Raw genomic sequence first — 13,132 nt, forward strand, 5'->3', positions numbered from 1 at the left:
CATGGCTATGAAACTTCGTCTTGCCCGTGGCGGCTCGAAAAAACGTCCCTTCTATCGCGTGGTCGCCACAGACTCGCGTATGCCGCGCGATGGTCGCTTTCTGGAAAAGCTGGGCACCTATAACCCGCAGCTGCCGAAAGATTCGGAAGATCGCGTAAAGCTGGATATGGAGCGTGTGCAATACTGGCTGGACCAAGGCGCGCAACCCTCGGACCGCGTGTCTCGTTTCTTGGAAGCCGCCGGCGTTCTTGAGAAAAAAGAGCGTGCGAACCTGAAAAAAGGTCAGCCGGGCAAGAAAGCCCAAGAACGCGCGGAAGAGAAAGCTGAAAAAGCTGCCGCAGCCAAGGAAGCTGCCGAGGCACCCGCCGAAGAATAAGCCCTGTGGTGCGATTGGTCTAATGCGTCCCGCCACAAAGGCAGGCACATACCCCTTGGACGAGGCGCTCCCGCACGGGTGCCTCGTCTTGTCTTTTCAGCCAGTCACCGATCTACATACAGGTGAAAGAAGAACGTCCCATGGGTTTGCTTTTTCGTCCCTTTCGGTTGATCCTGATCATCGGCGCCGGTTTTCTAGCCGGGTTGCTATTTGAACGAAACGCGATGACCGACCGCTGCCTTGATCGCGGCGGCGCGGTGGACCGGGGCATTTGTACAGGTGCAAAATGAGCGATGATCGAATTTGCGTGGGCGCAATCGCCGGGTCCTACGGCGTTCAAGGCGAGCTGCGTATCAAAAGCTTCTGCGCAGAACCCGCGGCGATTGGCGATTATGGCCCGCTTTGGGACGAAGCTGGCACGCGCCAGTTTGCCCTGACCCTGGATCGTGCGATCAAGAACGGCTTTGCAGCCACCATTGACGGCGTGGCAACCAAAGAAGACGGCGACGCATTGCGCGGCATGCGCCTTTTTGCTGATCGCGACGCCCTGCCCAGCCTGCCCGATGACGAATTTTATCACGCCGACCTGATCGGCCTTGACGTTCTGGACACTGGCGGGCGGGCGCTGGGACGTGTCTCGGCTGTGCACAACCACGGCGCGGGGGACGTGCTGGAAGTGCATGGCCCTGGTTTGAAAAACGGTGCCCTTCTGCCCTTCACGATTGAGGCCGTTCCGACCGTTGATCTGGCCGCGGGCCGCCTGATCGTCGACCCACCCGAAGGCGCCTTTCCCGAATGACGCACGTCATCGTTCATGCGGGTTTTCACAAGACCGGCACGACCAGCCTTCAGAATTTTCTGCACGAAAATCGCACGGCGCTATCGCCCTTTTTCGACTATTACGGTCAGCGCCAGTTTTTGAACGCAGGCGCTGCGGCGCGCCGATATGCTCAGCGCCCCTTCCCACATCGACTTTATCTGTTTCGCCGCGCGTTCCGGAAATTTCTGTCCGGCACGCCTGGCAAGGACGTTATCGTTCTGTCACGCGAGAGTTTTTCCGGTGGAATGCCGGGTCATAGGATGCTGGGCGGGCGGATGATCACCTCGTATCACCGCGCGGCCGTGAAGTTGGCTCGTGTGATCATCTCTGAACTGCGCCGCCGTTTTGGCAGGGATGTGCAGATCACCTTTGTCTACACCACCCGCAACCGCGCCGATTGGATCAGGTCGGTGCATGGGCATCTTTTGCGATCGATCCGGCTGACGGATGATCTGGACACCTTCACAGCCCGTTTCCCCGCACAAACCGGCCCACGGGAAGAAGCGCAGCGGATGGTTCGCACCTTGGCACCCATTCCCGTCACCGTCGCGGCACTTGAGGACTATGCCAACGCGCCGCATGGTACCGCCGATGCAATCCTCGATTTGGCACTTGTCCCGCAACAGGCCCGACATGGCCTTGTTAGTGCGCCGCATGTGAACCGGGGACCATCGGCAGCATTGCGCGCCGCATTTCTTGAGTTGAACCGCCAGCCCATGTCCAAACCCGACCGCAAGGCCCGCAAGGAACGGTTGCTTGCCGGGGGCGACCCGTGCCCCTGACTTTTCAGCCTCGCCGAAACCGGGTAAGGGACAGAGCATGAGCGATAAATCTGATCAAGCCCCTGCCGACAAACCCGCGCGCGCGATGAAGTCGCACGGTAAGTTTGCGGTGTCGCCATCCCTTAAACCGCGCGAGTTGATGACGGACACGCCGCACTTTGCCGGAGTATGGACGGCGCGCATTATTACGTTGTTTCCTGGTGCTTTTCCCGGTGTTTTGGGCGAAAGCCTGACTGGGCGGGCGTTGAAAGACGGTCTTTGGACGCTTGAGGCAATCGACCTGCGCCCCTTTGGTGAAGGCAAACATCGCAACGTTGATGACACACCCGCTGGGGGCGGCGCGGGGATGGTATTGCGCGCTGATGTTGTGTCACGCGCGATCGACGCTGCGCAATCCGGCGCACCAACGGACCGCGCCAAATGGCCTATCGTTTATATGTCACCCCGTGGCAGACCCTTGACGCAAGCCTTGGCGCACCGTCTTGCAACCTGCGAAGGCATGACCATTCTGTGCGGTCGGTTCGAAGGGGTCGATGAACGGGTTCTGGAAGAATACCAGATCGAGGAAATCAGCCTTGGAGATTTCGTCCTGACGGGCGGCGAGATAGCCGCCCAAGCCATGCTGGACGCGACCGTGCGCTTGCTGCCCGGCGTTCTGGGTAACGAAGCCTCGACCGAGGAAGAAAGCTTTTCGGCAGGGCTTCTGGAACATCCCCAATACACCCGCCCTGCCACTTGGCGCGGGCGAACCATCCCCGAGGTGCTAACATCGGGTCATCACGGCAAGGTGGCCAAGTGGCGGCGCGAGATGAGCGAACAGATCACACGAGACCGCCGGCCCGATCTGTTGGACGCGGCGCAAAAGGCGAAGGACGAGGATGGCGATTAGCGAGTTTCGCTCAAGATTGTCCTGATGTTGGATAAAGGCAAAATTGTGGCACTGCCCTCAATGTGATCAACAATCCTCCAACAGCGTCTTAACTGTTTCTAAAAAATCCAAAAAATCACATTTTGCACCCTTCCGTATTCGCCAGTTCTGGGGAGCCCGGAAAGGCGAATATGTGTTATTTCTGTGACGTGCCATTGTTGATCCACGTTAACCGAAAGATTTGAAATGTAAGACTGGATACCTGCGCTCAGACTTTGATTTGTTCCTTTTTGCGAAACCCAATTTCCCCCCTGACCCTCTACGTGACTGCCCAATGGCAAGAAAGGTGAACAAAATGACACTTCTGATGACAGCGCGGGAAAACCGCATCAAAGCTCTGACTGCGATCGCGGCCAGCAAATCCACCACCCCGACACCACGCCCCACGTTTAACCTGAAACGGTGCCTTCCGGTGTTCCGTTCAGCCCGACGCGAACTTTCGGCACCTCTGCTTCTTACCTGAGCAACACCACTCACGAACGCCGAAACAATGGGGCTGTGCGATAATTCTCCGCGCGGCCCCTTTTTCATTTTTTGGCCCGTCATTTTTGGCCCGTTTTGGCTGTCATATGACCCTTGATCGGCGGCGGCATTGGGCCTATACACCGCTCGTCTGCCACTCATTCGAGTCGCGCGGGCGTTTTTCTTTTGGGCAGGTGTGTTCTTCTGCACCCGACATCCCGCTGGAAGAGCTGACTAAAGAAACGACGGACGATCTCCTGCGGGCGCGATGCGGACCCGGTGAAGGCAAGGAGCTCTTGGACGGCACCAAACTTTGCGGACCAACCGCAAGCAGACAAATAGGAGATGGTCAGATGAACCTGATCGCAGAACTTGAGGCGGAACAGATTGCCGCCCTGGGAAACGAAATTCCCGATTTCAAAGCCGGTGACACGATCCGCGTCGGCTTCAAAGTGACAGAAGGCTCGCGCACCCGTGTTCAGAACTATGAAGGTGTGTGCATCAGCCGCAAGAACGGCGACGGCATTGCCGGAACGTTCACCGTCCGCAAGATTTCCTTCGGTGAAGGCGTGGAACGTGTGTTCCCCCTGCACTCGACAAACATCGACAGCATCACCGTGGTTCGCCGTGGTCGCGTGCGTCGTGCGAAACTGTATTACCTGCGCACCCGTCGCGGTAAATCGGCCCGTATCGCCGAAGACAGCAAATACAAACCCAAGAAAGCCTGAGGAGCGTCAACATGAAAAAGGATCTTCATCCCGGATACCACATGATCGACGTCAAGATGACTGACGGCACGGTCGTGCAAATGAAAACGACTTGGGGCAAAGAAGGCGACATGCTGGCGCTGGACATCGACCCCTCGGTTCATCCAGCCTGGAACGGTGGCACTTCGCGCCTTATGGACACCGGCGGGCGAGTGTCCAAGTTCAAATCGAAATACGAAGGGTTCGGCTTCTAAGCCACGCCTATCTGAAAAAAGAAACGCCGCCCCGAACGGGCGGCGTTTTTCGTTATGGTCTTCAAATGTGGGATAACGACGTAGCAGCCTATGGCACTGAAGACTCACAGTTGATTTGGATGTCAGCAACCTCTTTCCCCCATCCACCTTCGTATCTATAGTCCCCGCTCATAAAAAGCTGCTAAACAGTCGGGGATACAGGCGTGGCGCATATTATCGTGGTCGGGAACGAAAAGGGCGGGGCTGGAAAATCCACCGTGTCCATGCATGTGGCAACGGCGCTTGCGCGGTTGGGGCACAAGGTGGGTGTGCTGGACCTTGACCTGCGCCAGAAAACGATCGGCCGGTTCATTGAAAACCGCAAAGCGACCATGGCACGCGAAGGCGTCGAGCTGGCGACCCCCGAATATCATGACCTGCCCGAGGTTGACGCTGCCAGCCTGAAAGCCGGTGAAAACCCCTATGACCGTCGCCTGTCGATGGCCGTGGCAGCACTGGAGGCCGACCGAGACTTCATCATCATCGACTGTCCCGGATCGCATACGCGTCTTAGTCAGGTAGCGCATTCGCTGGCCGACACGCTGATCACGCCGCTGAACGATAGTTTCGTCGATTTCGATCTGCTGGCGCATATCGACCCAGACACCAACAAGGTCAAAGGCCCCTCGGTCTATTCCGAGATGGTCTGGAACGCCCGGCAGGTGCGCGCCAAGGCCGGATTGAAGCCCATCGATTGGATTGTCGTGCGCAACCGGTTGGGCGCGCAGATGATGCACAACAAGAAGAAAATGGGCAATGCGCTGGATGATCTGTCCAAGCGTATCGGGTTCCGCGTGGCCCCCGGTTTCAACGAACGCGTCATCTTTCGCGAATTGTTCCCGCGTGGTCTGACCTTGCTGGATCTGCGCGATATTGGCGTGGTCGGTCAGATGAACATCTCGAACGTGGCGGCTCGTCAAGAACTGCGCGAATTGATGAAAGAACTGAAGCTGCCGAATGTCGAGGTGAAGATCTAGCGCGCACGCGCAGTTTTCCCTTTTCGCCCCACCTGCCCGCGTCTAACCTCGCCGTCATGTTGCGTTATGTCCTGACCCGCGCCCTGTCGCTTGGCCTGAGCCTTGTCGTTGCCTCACTGGTGATCTTCGCAATGATTGAGGTCATTCCGGGCGACCCGGCATCTTTCATGTTAGGCCTGAATGCACAACCCGAAGCGGTCGCGGCCCTGCGCGATGATCTGGGGCTGAACGGATCGCTGGTCACACGCTATCTTGATTGGGTTGGTGGGCTGATGACCGGGGATTTCGGCATTTCCTACACTTATCGCGTGCCGGTGGCCGAGCTTGTGCTGGAACGTCTGCAAGTGTCCCTGCCCTTGGCGCTCTATGCGCTTGGGCTGTCCACCTTGATCGCCATTCCCGTGGGCATGTTCGCAGCCGCACGACAGGGTCGCACGTCTGATTACGCGATCATGGGGGCAACTCAGCTTGGCATTGCAATTCCGAATTTCTGGTTCGCGATGCTGCTGGTCATGCTTTTCGCCGTGCAGCTTCGCTGGTTTTCTGCCGGTGGGTTTCCGGGTTGGGACGAAGGATTCTGGCTCGCCATGAAGGCGTTGACCCTGCCCGCCGTGGCACTTGCCTTGCCGCAAGCATCCATTCTCGCCCGCGTCATGCGATCATCTCTTTTGGATGTGCTGCATCAGGACTATATGCGCACCGCACGCGCCAAGGGGTTGAGTATCGCGCAGGCCACACGCCACCACGCACTGCGCAATGCATTAATCCCGGTTCTGACCATTATCGGCTTGCAGTTCAGCTTTCTGCTGGCCGGTGCGATCATCATCGAGAACGTCTTTTTCCTTCCCGGTCTCGGGCGGCTGATTTTTCAGGCCATCACCCAGCGTGACCTTGTCGTAGTGGAAAGCGTGGTGATGCTGCTGGTCTTTGCGGTGATCCTTGTGACTTTTTTGATCGATGTGGCCTATGCGGTGGTTGATCCCCGCTTGCGGAGGCGCCGATGACCCGCTTGCCCGCCCAACTTTGGATCGGCGCGGTGCTCAGCGCCGCCTTGCTTGCCACCGCCCTTCTGTCCTTCCTCTGGACACCCTATGACGTGACCACGCTAAACATCGGCGCAAAGCTGAAACCACCTTCAGCAGAGTACCTTCTGGGCACCGACCATTTTGGGCGCGATCTTCTGTCCATGCTGATGGAGGGTGGACGCATTTCAATTGCCGTCGCGGTTCTGGCTGTCGGCATCGGCATGGGCGTGGGTGTGCCGCTTGGCCTTCTGGCCGCCGCCCATCGGGGTGGTTGGCTGGACGAGGTGATCATGCGCGGCAATGACCTGATCTTTGCCTTCCCGGCTCTGGTCATCGCAATTCTGATCACAGCCACCTTCGGCCCGTCGGCCACCAACGCGATCGTCGCCATCGGTATCTTCAATATCCCCGTTTTCGCCCGTGTGGCGCGTGGTGGCGCGATGACGATCTGGACGCAGGACTTCATCATGGCGGCACGTGTCGCGGGCAAGGGCAAGGTTCGGATCAGTGTCGAACACATCCTGCCCAATATCGCCAACCTTCTGATTGTGCAGGGCACCATCCAGTTTTCACTGGGTATTCTGGCCGAAGCAGGGCTCAGCTACGTTGGCCTTGGCGCCCAGCCCCCGATCGCCAGTTGGGGCCGGATGTTGGCCGAGGCGCAGACGATGATCTATTCTCACCCGCGCCTTGCCATCGCGCCGGGGCTGGCCATCGTCGTGATGGTGCTGGGCCTGAACTTGATGGGCGACGGGCTGCGCGATCTTCTGGACCCTCGAATCAGGCGGGCACGCACATGATCCGCATCGAAGACCTTGCCCTGTCCATCTTCGGCACCCCGATCCTGCGCGATGTGGACCTGACCGTCGCCGCGGGTCAGGTGTTCGGACTGGTGGGCGAAAGCGGATCGGGCAAGTCGATGACGGCGCTGGCCCTGATGGGGTTGTTGCCGCGCGGCATGACCACATCCGGGCAGATATGGCTGGACGATACTGATCTTACTAAGCTGGACGAAGACGCGATGTGCGCCATTCGCGGCCGCCGCGTCTCGATGATTTTTCAGGAACCGATGACGGCACTGAACCCGGTCAAGACCATCGGCGATCAGGTGGCCGAGACGCTTTTGATCCATGGCCGCGCCAGCCGCAACGATGCCCGCCGCATCGCCGCCGAAAAACTGACCCGCGTGGGTTTGCCGCAAGACCGCTTCCCGCTGGACCGTTACCCGCACGAACTGTCGGGCGGGCAGCGCCAGCGCGTATGCATCGCCATGGCTATCGCGCTGCATCCAAACCTTCTGATCGCGGATGAACCCACGACCGCGCTGGACGTGACCACACAAGCACAGATATTGGATCTGCTGAAGGAACTGGTCGCCGAAGACGGCATGGGGCTTTTGCTGATCACCCACGACCTGGCCGTGGTGGCTGGCATGGCCGACCACGTCGCCGTCATGCGCAAAGGCGAGATCGTTGAACAGGCTGAAACCGAGACCCTGTTTCGCAACATGTCGCACCCTTATACGCGGCAGCTGCTGGATGCCTCTGGCCACGTGCCCGACGGTCAGGCCATCCCGCAAGACACCCCGCTGCTTGAGGTGCGCAGCGCGGTGCGTGACTACCCCTTACCCCGCACGCACCTGTTTGGCCCGACCCCGCAATTTCGCGCCGTAGACGAAGTCAGCTTCACATTGAATAAGGGCGAGAGCCTTGGGCTGGTCGGTGAAAGTGGCTGCGGGAAATCGACACTCAGCCGCGCCATTCTGGGTCTGGAACCGTTGCAAAGCGGAGAGATCCTTCTGAATGGCACGCCCATCGCGCCCGACATGCCGCACGCCCGCCGCGCCGGGCTGCAGGTGGTGTTTCAAGATCCCTACGGCAGCTTCAATCCCCGCTGGACAGTGGAACGGCTGGTCGCCGAGCCCTTTCACCTGCTGGGCAGCCGCCCCCTCGACTGGCGCGACCGCGTGCGCGATGCGCTGGCCGAGGTGGGCCTGGACCCCGACGCCATGACCCGCTATCCGCACGAATTTTCCGGCGGTCAGCGACAACGTATCGCCATCGCTCGTGCCTTAATCCTGCGTCCGGAACTGATCATTCTGGACGAAGCCGTGTCTGCGCTCGATGTTTCGATCCGCGCCGATATCCTTGACCTGCTGGCAGAACTTCAGTCACGTCATGGCATGGGGTATCTCTTCATCAGCCATGACCTTGGCGTTGTGCGCTCGATCACTGACCGGGTGCTGGTGATGAAGGCGGGCAAGATCGTCGAGGACGGCGCGACCGAGGCCGTCTTTGCCGCGCCGCAACACACCTATACCCAAACCCTGATCAATGCCGCGCCGGTCATCCCGCCCGCATGGAAGGAGGCTTAAGATGAAAGAACTTTGGTTCGATCCGACCGAGATCCTGATTGGCGGTTCGTGGCGCAAGGCCGAGCGCACGCTGCCCGTCGAAGACCCCTCGACCGGCGAGGTTTTCACGCAGATTGCGCGCGGGGCGGCGGCCGATATCGACGCCGCAGTAGCCGCCGCACATACCGCGTTGGACAGCGACTGGGGCCGCATGACGGCAACCGAACGCGGGCGCATCCTGACCCGCATCGGGCAGTTGGTTGAAACGCGGGTGGAAGAGCTGACCGCGCTTGAGGCGCGCGATGTGGGCAAGCCCCTGACCCAAGCGAAGAACGACGCCGTGGCTCTGGCGCGATACTTGGAATTCTATGGCGGCGCGGCCGACAAGGTGATGGGCGAAACCATTCCCTATCTGGAAGGCTACACCGTCTACACGCTACGCGAACCACATGGCGTGACAGGTCACATCGTGCCGTGGAATTACCCGATGCAGATCATCGGACGGTCCGTCGGGGCGGCACTTGCGATGGGCAATGCCTGCGTGTTGAAACCAGCCGAAGAAGCCTGCCTGACCGCACTTGCCTTTGCGCGACTGGCCGAAGAGGCCGGGTTGCCGAAAGGCGCGCTGAACGTCGTCACGGGGCTGGGCGAGGAAGCAGGTGCTGCCCTGTCCGCCCATCCCGGTGTTCAACATATCAGCTTCACCGGCTCGGTGCCGGTCGGCGGGTTGGTGCAAGCCGCCGCCGCGCAAAACGTGGTGCCGGTGACGCTGGAACTTGGGGGCAAGTCGCCCCAGCTGGTGTTTGACGATGCCGATCTGAACGCCGCCCTGCCCTTTCTGGTGGGCGCATGCATTCAGAACGCGGGCCAGACCTGCTCGGCCAGTTCACGGGTGTTGGTGCAGCGTGGCGTCTATGACGACGTGGTGGCGCGGATGGGTGCGGCCTATGACGCCTTGAAAGTCGGGCCTGCGACTGCCGATCTGAATGTCGGCCCCGTGATCTCGCCCCGCCAGAAAGAGATCGTCGAAACCTTCCTTGCGAAGGGCCGCGACCTGCGCGTGGCCGGGCGTGGGCAGATCACAGATACCCCCGAAGGCGGGCATTACGTTGCACCGACCCTCTTTTCAGATGTGCCACCCGATCACCCGCTGGCGCGGGACGAGGTATTCGGCCCCGTGCAGGTCGTTATCCCGTTCGACACCGAGGATGAGGCGGCCAAGATCGCCAATTCCACCGATTATGGCCTGGTTGCGAGCATCTGGACCGCCGACGGCGCGCGCCAGATGCGGCTGGCGAAACAGTTGCGCGCTGGACAGGTGTTTATAAACAATTACGGCGCGGGCGGCGGGGTGGAGTTGCCCTTCGGGGGCGTTGGCAAATCCGGTCATGGGCGTGAAAAAGGGTTCGAGGCGCTTTATGGCTTCTCGCAACTCAAAACCATCGCCGCGAAACACGGGTGACACATGGGTGCGACGCTGAAAATCCCCAACCGACAGGCCCGCCATTTATGGCTGTGGACCAACGCGTTGTCGGACACGCCCACCGGCGCGCTGGACCTTGACGTAATCATCTGGCGGTTGGGGTTTGTGCAGATCGACACGATCCGCAACGTGACCCGCGCGCATAACCATATCCTCTGGAGCCGCAATCAAAACGTGCGCGAAGGGATGATCTGGGATCGGCTGGCCAAGCGCGAAGTGTTCGAGCATTTCACCCATGACGCCAGCCTGATCGACAGGCGTGTTCTGCCCTTCTGGCGGCGGCAGTTCGACCGTCTGGGCGCGCGGGTGGGGCGCCATGACTGGTATCAATCCGGGTTGGGACAAGCCCAGATCGCCGAAATCCGGCAACGCATCACGGACGAGGGCGCATTGTCCACCCACGCCTTCGACACCAAGGTTGAAAAGCGCGAGATGTGGGCGCGCCCACCGCACAAGAAAGCACTGGACCAGATGTGGTATGCGGGCGAACTGGCCACCTGCCACCGCGAAAACTTCGTGAAGTTCTATGATCTGGGCGAGCGGGTTTTCCCAACGCATGACCCGGCGGAGGATGCCCACGCCGTCGACTGGCTATGCTCTGCCGCGATGGATCGGCTGAGCTTCGGCACGAGCGGCGAAGTGGGTCGTTTCTGGGAGGCGATGAGCGCGCGTGAGGCGAAAAGCTGGTGTGACGCCGCCGAACTCGTGCCGGTTGAAATTGAAACCGCTGATCGCGGCAGCGTCACCGCCCTTGCCCATCCCGACATCGAAACGCGACTTGCTGACCTGCCCGCACCCACCACGCGGCTGCGCATTCTGAACCCGTTTGACCCGGCCATCCGCGACCGCACGCGGTTGGAACGTCTGTTCGGCTTCGATTACCGCAACGAAATGTTCGTTCCCAAGCCCAAGCGGCGGTGGGGCTATTACGTCTATCCTCTGTTGGAAGGCGACCGCTTCGTCGGGCGGATCGAGCTGAAAGCGGATCGCAAGACCGGGCATTTGACGGTCGTCGGTTTTTGGCCGGAAGCAGGCGTGCGCTGGACGCTCGGCCGGCACAGTAAACTGGACGCCGAACTGTCGCGATTTGCGCGGTTTGCCGGGTTGGATCAGGTGCATTGGCTGACCCCGCGCGGCTGACTTGCACCGCTGCCCAAAACGGCGCAAGCTTGGCGCAACAACTAAGGGGGATCGGATGCGACTTCATGGAAAAACGGCCATTGTGACCGGCGGGGCGTCGGGCTTCGGCGCTGGTATTGTTCGCAAATTCGCAGCCGAAGGTGCGCGCGTGATGGCCGCCGACCTGAACGACGATCTGGCTCGCACGGTGGCAGCCGAGGTGGAAGGTGTCGCCCATCACGTCGATGTCTCCAGCGGTGACAGCGTGGCCCAGATGGCGCGCGCCGCGCATGAGCTTTGGGGTCATGTGGACATTATCGTGAACAATGCAGGCATCACCCATTTGCCCAAACCGATGGAGGAGGTTGACGAGGGCGAGTTCGACCGCGTCTTCGCCGTCAACGCCAAGTCGGTCTACTTGATGGCGCGTTATTTCGTGCCCTCGATGAAGGCGGCGGGCACGGGCGCGATTCTAAACGTGGCCTCGACCGCCGGCCTCAGCCCGCGCCCGAACCTGAATTGGTATAACGCCTCCAAAGGCTGGATGATCACCGCGACCAAGGCGATGGCGGTCGAACTGGCCCCACATGGCATTCGCGTCAACGCGATCTGCCCGGTTGCGGGCGAGACACCGCTTCTGTCCAGCTTCATGGGCGAGGACACGCCCGAGATGCGCACGAAATTCCTGTCCACCATCCCGCTGGGCCGGTTCTCGACCCCCGAGGACATGGGCAACGCGGCGTGTTTCCTGTGCTCGGACGAAGCATCGATGGTGACGGGTGTGGCGATGGAAGTCGACGGCGGGCGGTGCATCTGATGAAACCCGGTCCCCGAAACCTGATCACTGACGTCGCTGGCCTGCGGGTCGGCAATGCCGAGGACGAGGTGATCAAAACCGGCGCGACCGTGCTGGTAAGCGACGCACCCTTCACCGCAGCCGTTCACATCATGGGCGGTGCGCCGGGCACGCGCGAAACCGCACTGCTGGCGCCCGACAAGCTGGTGCAACAGGTGGATGCGCTGGTGTTGTCGGGTGGCTCGGCCTTCGGGTTGGATGCGGCGTCAGGTGTGGCGGACGGCCTGCGCGCGCAGGGACGCGGGTTTCAGGTGGGCGACCAGCGGGTGCCGATTGTTCCGGGGGCGATCCTGTTTGACCTGCTGAACGGCGGTGACAAGGGCTGGGCTGAGAACCCCTACAAGGCACTTGGCCGTGCTGCGCTGGACGCGGCCAGCGGCACATTTCCCTTGGGCTCGGTCGGCGCGGGCACCGGCGCCACGGTCGATGGGTTAAAGGGCGGGCTTGGCTCGGCCTCGCTGGTGCTTGAGAACGGAATTACAGTCGGGGCGCTCGTCGCGGTGAACGCCTTGGGCGCGGTGACGATGGGCGACGGCCCTGCCTTCTGGGCCGCCGCGTGGGAAATGAATAGCGAGTTTGGCGGGCATGGCATCGGCACCCATGACCCGGCACAAGAACCGCGGCCAGAAGCACGCATGGGCGAAAACACCACCATCGCCATCATCGCAACCGATGCAGAGCTAACCCAAGCACAGACCACACGACTGGCCACCGCCGCCCATGACGGCATGGCACGCGCGATCCACCCCAGCCATACGCCCTTTGACGGCGATCTGATTTTTGCCGCCGCCACCAATGCACACGCCTTGCCGGACGCGGGCTTCGACGCGCTGCGGTTGGGCCATGCCGCCGCCACCTGTCTGGCCCGCGCCATTGCCCGCGGCGTCCACGCAGCGACCCCCGCCGATAACGATATTCTGCCCACATGGACTGAGAAGTTTTCTTAAGGAG

General features: G+C 60.7%; 16 protein-coding genes. All 16 read left to right on the forward strand.

From position 1 onward, the window contains the following. The first annotated feature begins 1 nt into the window (after position 1). The 16 genes from rpsP to MN186_RS11735 all read left to right on the forward strand — a co-directional run bounded on the left by rpsP (position 2) and on the right by MN186_RS11735 (position 13,128). Complete coding sequence (rpsP, locus tag MN186_RS11660; protein WP_242114541.1) at positions 2 to 376, forward strand: 30S ribosomal protein S16; 375 nt, start codon at positions 2 to 4, stop codon at positions 374 to 376. A 140-nt stretch (positions 377 to 516) separates the two neighbouring features. Next, positions 517 to 666, forward strand: coding sequence for a hypothetical protein (locus MN186_RS11665; RefSeq protein ID WP_242114542.1), 150 nt, complete (start codon positions 517 to 519; stop codon positions 664 to 666). Continuing rightward, complete coding sequence (rimM, locus tag MN186_RS11670; protein ID WP_242114543.1) at positions 663 to 1,175, forward strand: ribosome maturation factor RimM; 513 nt, start codon at positions 663 to 665, stop codon at positions 1,173 to 1,175. The genes MN186_RS11665 and rimM overlap by 4 nt, the downstream gene beginning before the upstream one ends. Further along, positions 1,172 to 1,978: a hypothetical protein gene (locus tag MN186_RS11675; RefSeq protein WP_242114544.1), complete on the forward strand. Its 807-nt coding sequence runs from the start codon at positions 1,172 to 1,174 to the stop codon at positions 1,976 to 1,978. The genes rimM and MN186_RS11675 overlap by 4 nt, the downstream gene beginning before the upstream one ends. A 37-nt stretch (positions 1,979 to 2,015) precedes the next feature. Continuing rightward, positions 2,016 to 2,867 (forward strand): tRNA (guanosine(37)-N1)-methyltransferase TrmD, encoded by an 852-nt coding sequence (trmD, locus tag MN186_RS11680; RefSeq protein WP_242114545.1) that lies wholly within the window; start codon positions 2,016 to 2,018, stop codon positions 2,865 to 2,867. Positions 2,868 to 3,201: 334 nt separating this feature from the next. Then, a complete protein-coding gene (locus MN186_RS11685) occupies positions 3,202 to 3,369 on the forward strand; it encodes a hypothetical protein (RefSeq protein WP_242114546.1) in 168 nt (55 codons plus the stop codon). Between the two features lie 352 nt (positions 3,370 to 3,721). Next, entirely contained in the window at positions 3,722 to 4,096 is a 375-nt protein-coding gene (rplS, locus tag MN186_RS11690) for a 50S ribosomal protein L19 (protein ID WP_242114970.1), read from the forward strand. 11 nt (positions 4,097 to 4,107) lie between these two features. Next, a complete protein-coding gene (gene rpmE, locus MN186_RS11695; RefSeq protein WP_242114547.1) occupies positions 4,108 to 4,329 on the forward strand; it encodes a 50S ribosomal protein L31 in 222 nt (73 codons plus the stop codon). A 203-nt stretch (positions 4,330 to 4,532) separates the two neighbouring features. Beyond that, positions 4,533 to 5,345 carry a division plane positioning ATPase MipZ gene (locus tag MN186_RS11700; RefSeq protein ID WP_289040712.1) on the forward strand — a complete coding sequence of 271 codons (813 nt, stop codon included), beginning with the start codon at positions 4,533 to 4,535 and terminating at the stop codon, positions 5,343 to 5,345. Positions 5,346 to 5,401: 56 nt separating this feature from the next. Next, the gene (locus MN186_RS11705; RefSeq protein ID WP_242114548.1) at positions 5,402 to 6,349 is read left to right on the forward strand and encodes an ABC transporter permease; all 948 of its coding nucleotides are present in this window, start codon (positions 5,402 to 5,404) and stop codon (positions 6,347 to 6,349) included. Next, entirely contained in the window at positions 6,346 to 7,170 is an 825-nt protein-coding gene (locus tag MN186_RS11710; RefSeq protein WP_242114549.1) for an ABC transporter permease, read from the forward strand. Before MN186_RS11705 ends, MN186_RS11710 begins: the two co-directional genes overlap by 4 nt. Continuing rightward, positions 7,167 to 8,744, forward strand: coding sequence for an ABC transporter ATP-binding protein (locus tag MN186_RS11715; RefSeq protein WP_242114550.1), 1,578 nt, complete (start codon positions 7,167 to 7,169; stop codon positions 8,742 to 8,744). Before MN186_RS11710 ends, MN186_RS11715 begins: the two co-directional genes overlap by 4 nt. 1 nt (position 8,745) lies before the next feature. Further along, on the forward strand, positions 8,746 to 10,185 hold the full coding sequence (locus tag MN186_RS11720) for an aldehyde dehydrogenase family protein (RefSeq protein ID WP_242114551.1): 1,440 nt from the start codon (positions 8,746 to 8,748) through the stop codon (positions 10,183 to 10,185). Positions 10,186 to 10,188: 3 nt separating this feature from the next. Continuing rightward, positions 10,189 to 11,346, forward strand: coding sequence for a winged helix-turn-helix domain-containing protein (locus MN186_RS11725; RefSeq protein ID WP_242114552.1), 1,158 nt, complete (start codon positions 10,189 to 10,191; stop codon positions 11,344 to 11,346). Between the two features lie 55 nt (positions 11,347 to 11,401). Next, positions 11,402 to 12,142 carry an SDR family oxidoreductase gene (locus tag MN186_RS11730; protein WP_242114553.1) on the forward strand — a complete coding sequence of 247 codons (741 nt, stop codon included), beginning with the start codon at positions 11,402 to 11,404 and terminating at the stop codon, positions 12,140 to 12,142. Continuing rightward, positions 12,142 to 13,128, forward strand: a complete 987-nt coding sequence (locus MN186_RS11735; RefSeq protein ID WP_242114554.1) for a P1 family peptidase — start codon at positions 12,142 to 12,144, stop codon at positions 13,126 to 13,128. Before MN186_RS11730 ends, MN186_RS11735 begins: the two co-directional genes overlap by 1 nt. Positions 13,129 to 13,132 lie beyond the last annotated feature (4 nt).

The organism is Aliiroseovarius sediminis, assembly GCF_022678485.1.
In the GTDB taxonomy this organism is placed as follows: domain Bacteria; phylum Pseudomonadota; class Alphaproteobacteria; order Rhodobacterales; family Rhodobacteraceae; genus Aliiroseovarius; species Aliiroseovarius sediminis.

Coding starts and splice junctions, on each gene's coding strand:
- MN186_RS11720 (WP_242114551.1), top strand. CDS start 8,746: ATGAAAGAACTTTGGTTCGATCCGACCGAGATCCTGATTGGCGGTTCG.
- MN186_RS11725 (WP_242114552.1), top strand. CDS start 10,189: ATGGGTGCGACGCTGAAAATCCCCAACCGACAGGCCCGCCATTTATGG.
- MN186_RS11715 (WP_242114550.1), top strand. CDS start 7,167: ATGATCCGCATCGAAGACCTTGCCCTGTCCATCTTCGGCACCCCGATC.
- MN186_RS11685 (WP_242114546.1), top strand. CDS start 3,202: ATGACACTTCTGATGACAGCGCGGGAAAACCGCATCAAAGCTCTGACT.
- MN186_RS11710 (WP_242114549.1), top strand. CDS start 6,346: ATGACCCGCTTGCCCGCCCAACTTTGGATCGGCGCGGTGCTCAGCGCC.
- rplS (WP_242114970.1), top strand. CDS start 3,722: ATGAACCTGATCGCAGAACTTGAGGCGGAACAGATTGCCGCCCTGGGA.
- rimM (WP_242114543.1), top strand. CDS start 663: ATGAGCGATGATCGAATTTGCGTGGGCGCAATCGCCGGGTCCTACGGC.
- MN186_RS11665 (WP_242114542.1), top strand. CDS start 517: ATGGGTTTGCTTTTTCGTCCCTTTCGGTTGATCCTGATCATCGGCGCC.
- rpmE (WP_242114547.1), top strand. CDS start 4,108: ATGAAAAAGGATCTTCATCCCGGATACCACATGATCGACGTCAAGATG.
- MN186_RS11675 (WP_242114544.1), top strand. CDS start 1,172: ATGACGCACGTCATCGTTCATGCGGGTTTTCACAAGACCGGCACGACC.
- MN186_RS11705 (WP_242114548.1), top strand. CDS start 5,402: ATGTTGCGTTATGTCCTGACCCGCGCCCTGTCGCTTGGCCTGAGCCTT.
- MN186_RS11735 (WP_242114554.1), top strand. CDS start 12,142: ATGAAACCCGGTCCCCGAAACCTGATCACTGACGTCGCTGGCCTGCGG.
- rpsP (WP_242114541.1), top strand. CDS start 2: ATGGCTATGAAACTTCGTCTTGCCCGTGGCGGCTCGAAAAAACGTCCC.
- MN186_RS11730 (WP_242114553.1), top strand. CDS start 11,402: ATGCGACTTCATGGAAAAACGGCCATTGTGACCGGCGGGGCGTCGGGC.
- trmD (WP_242114545.1), top strand. CDS start 2,016: ATGAGCGATAAATCTGATCAAGCCCCTGCCGACAAACCCGCGCGCGCG.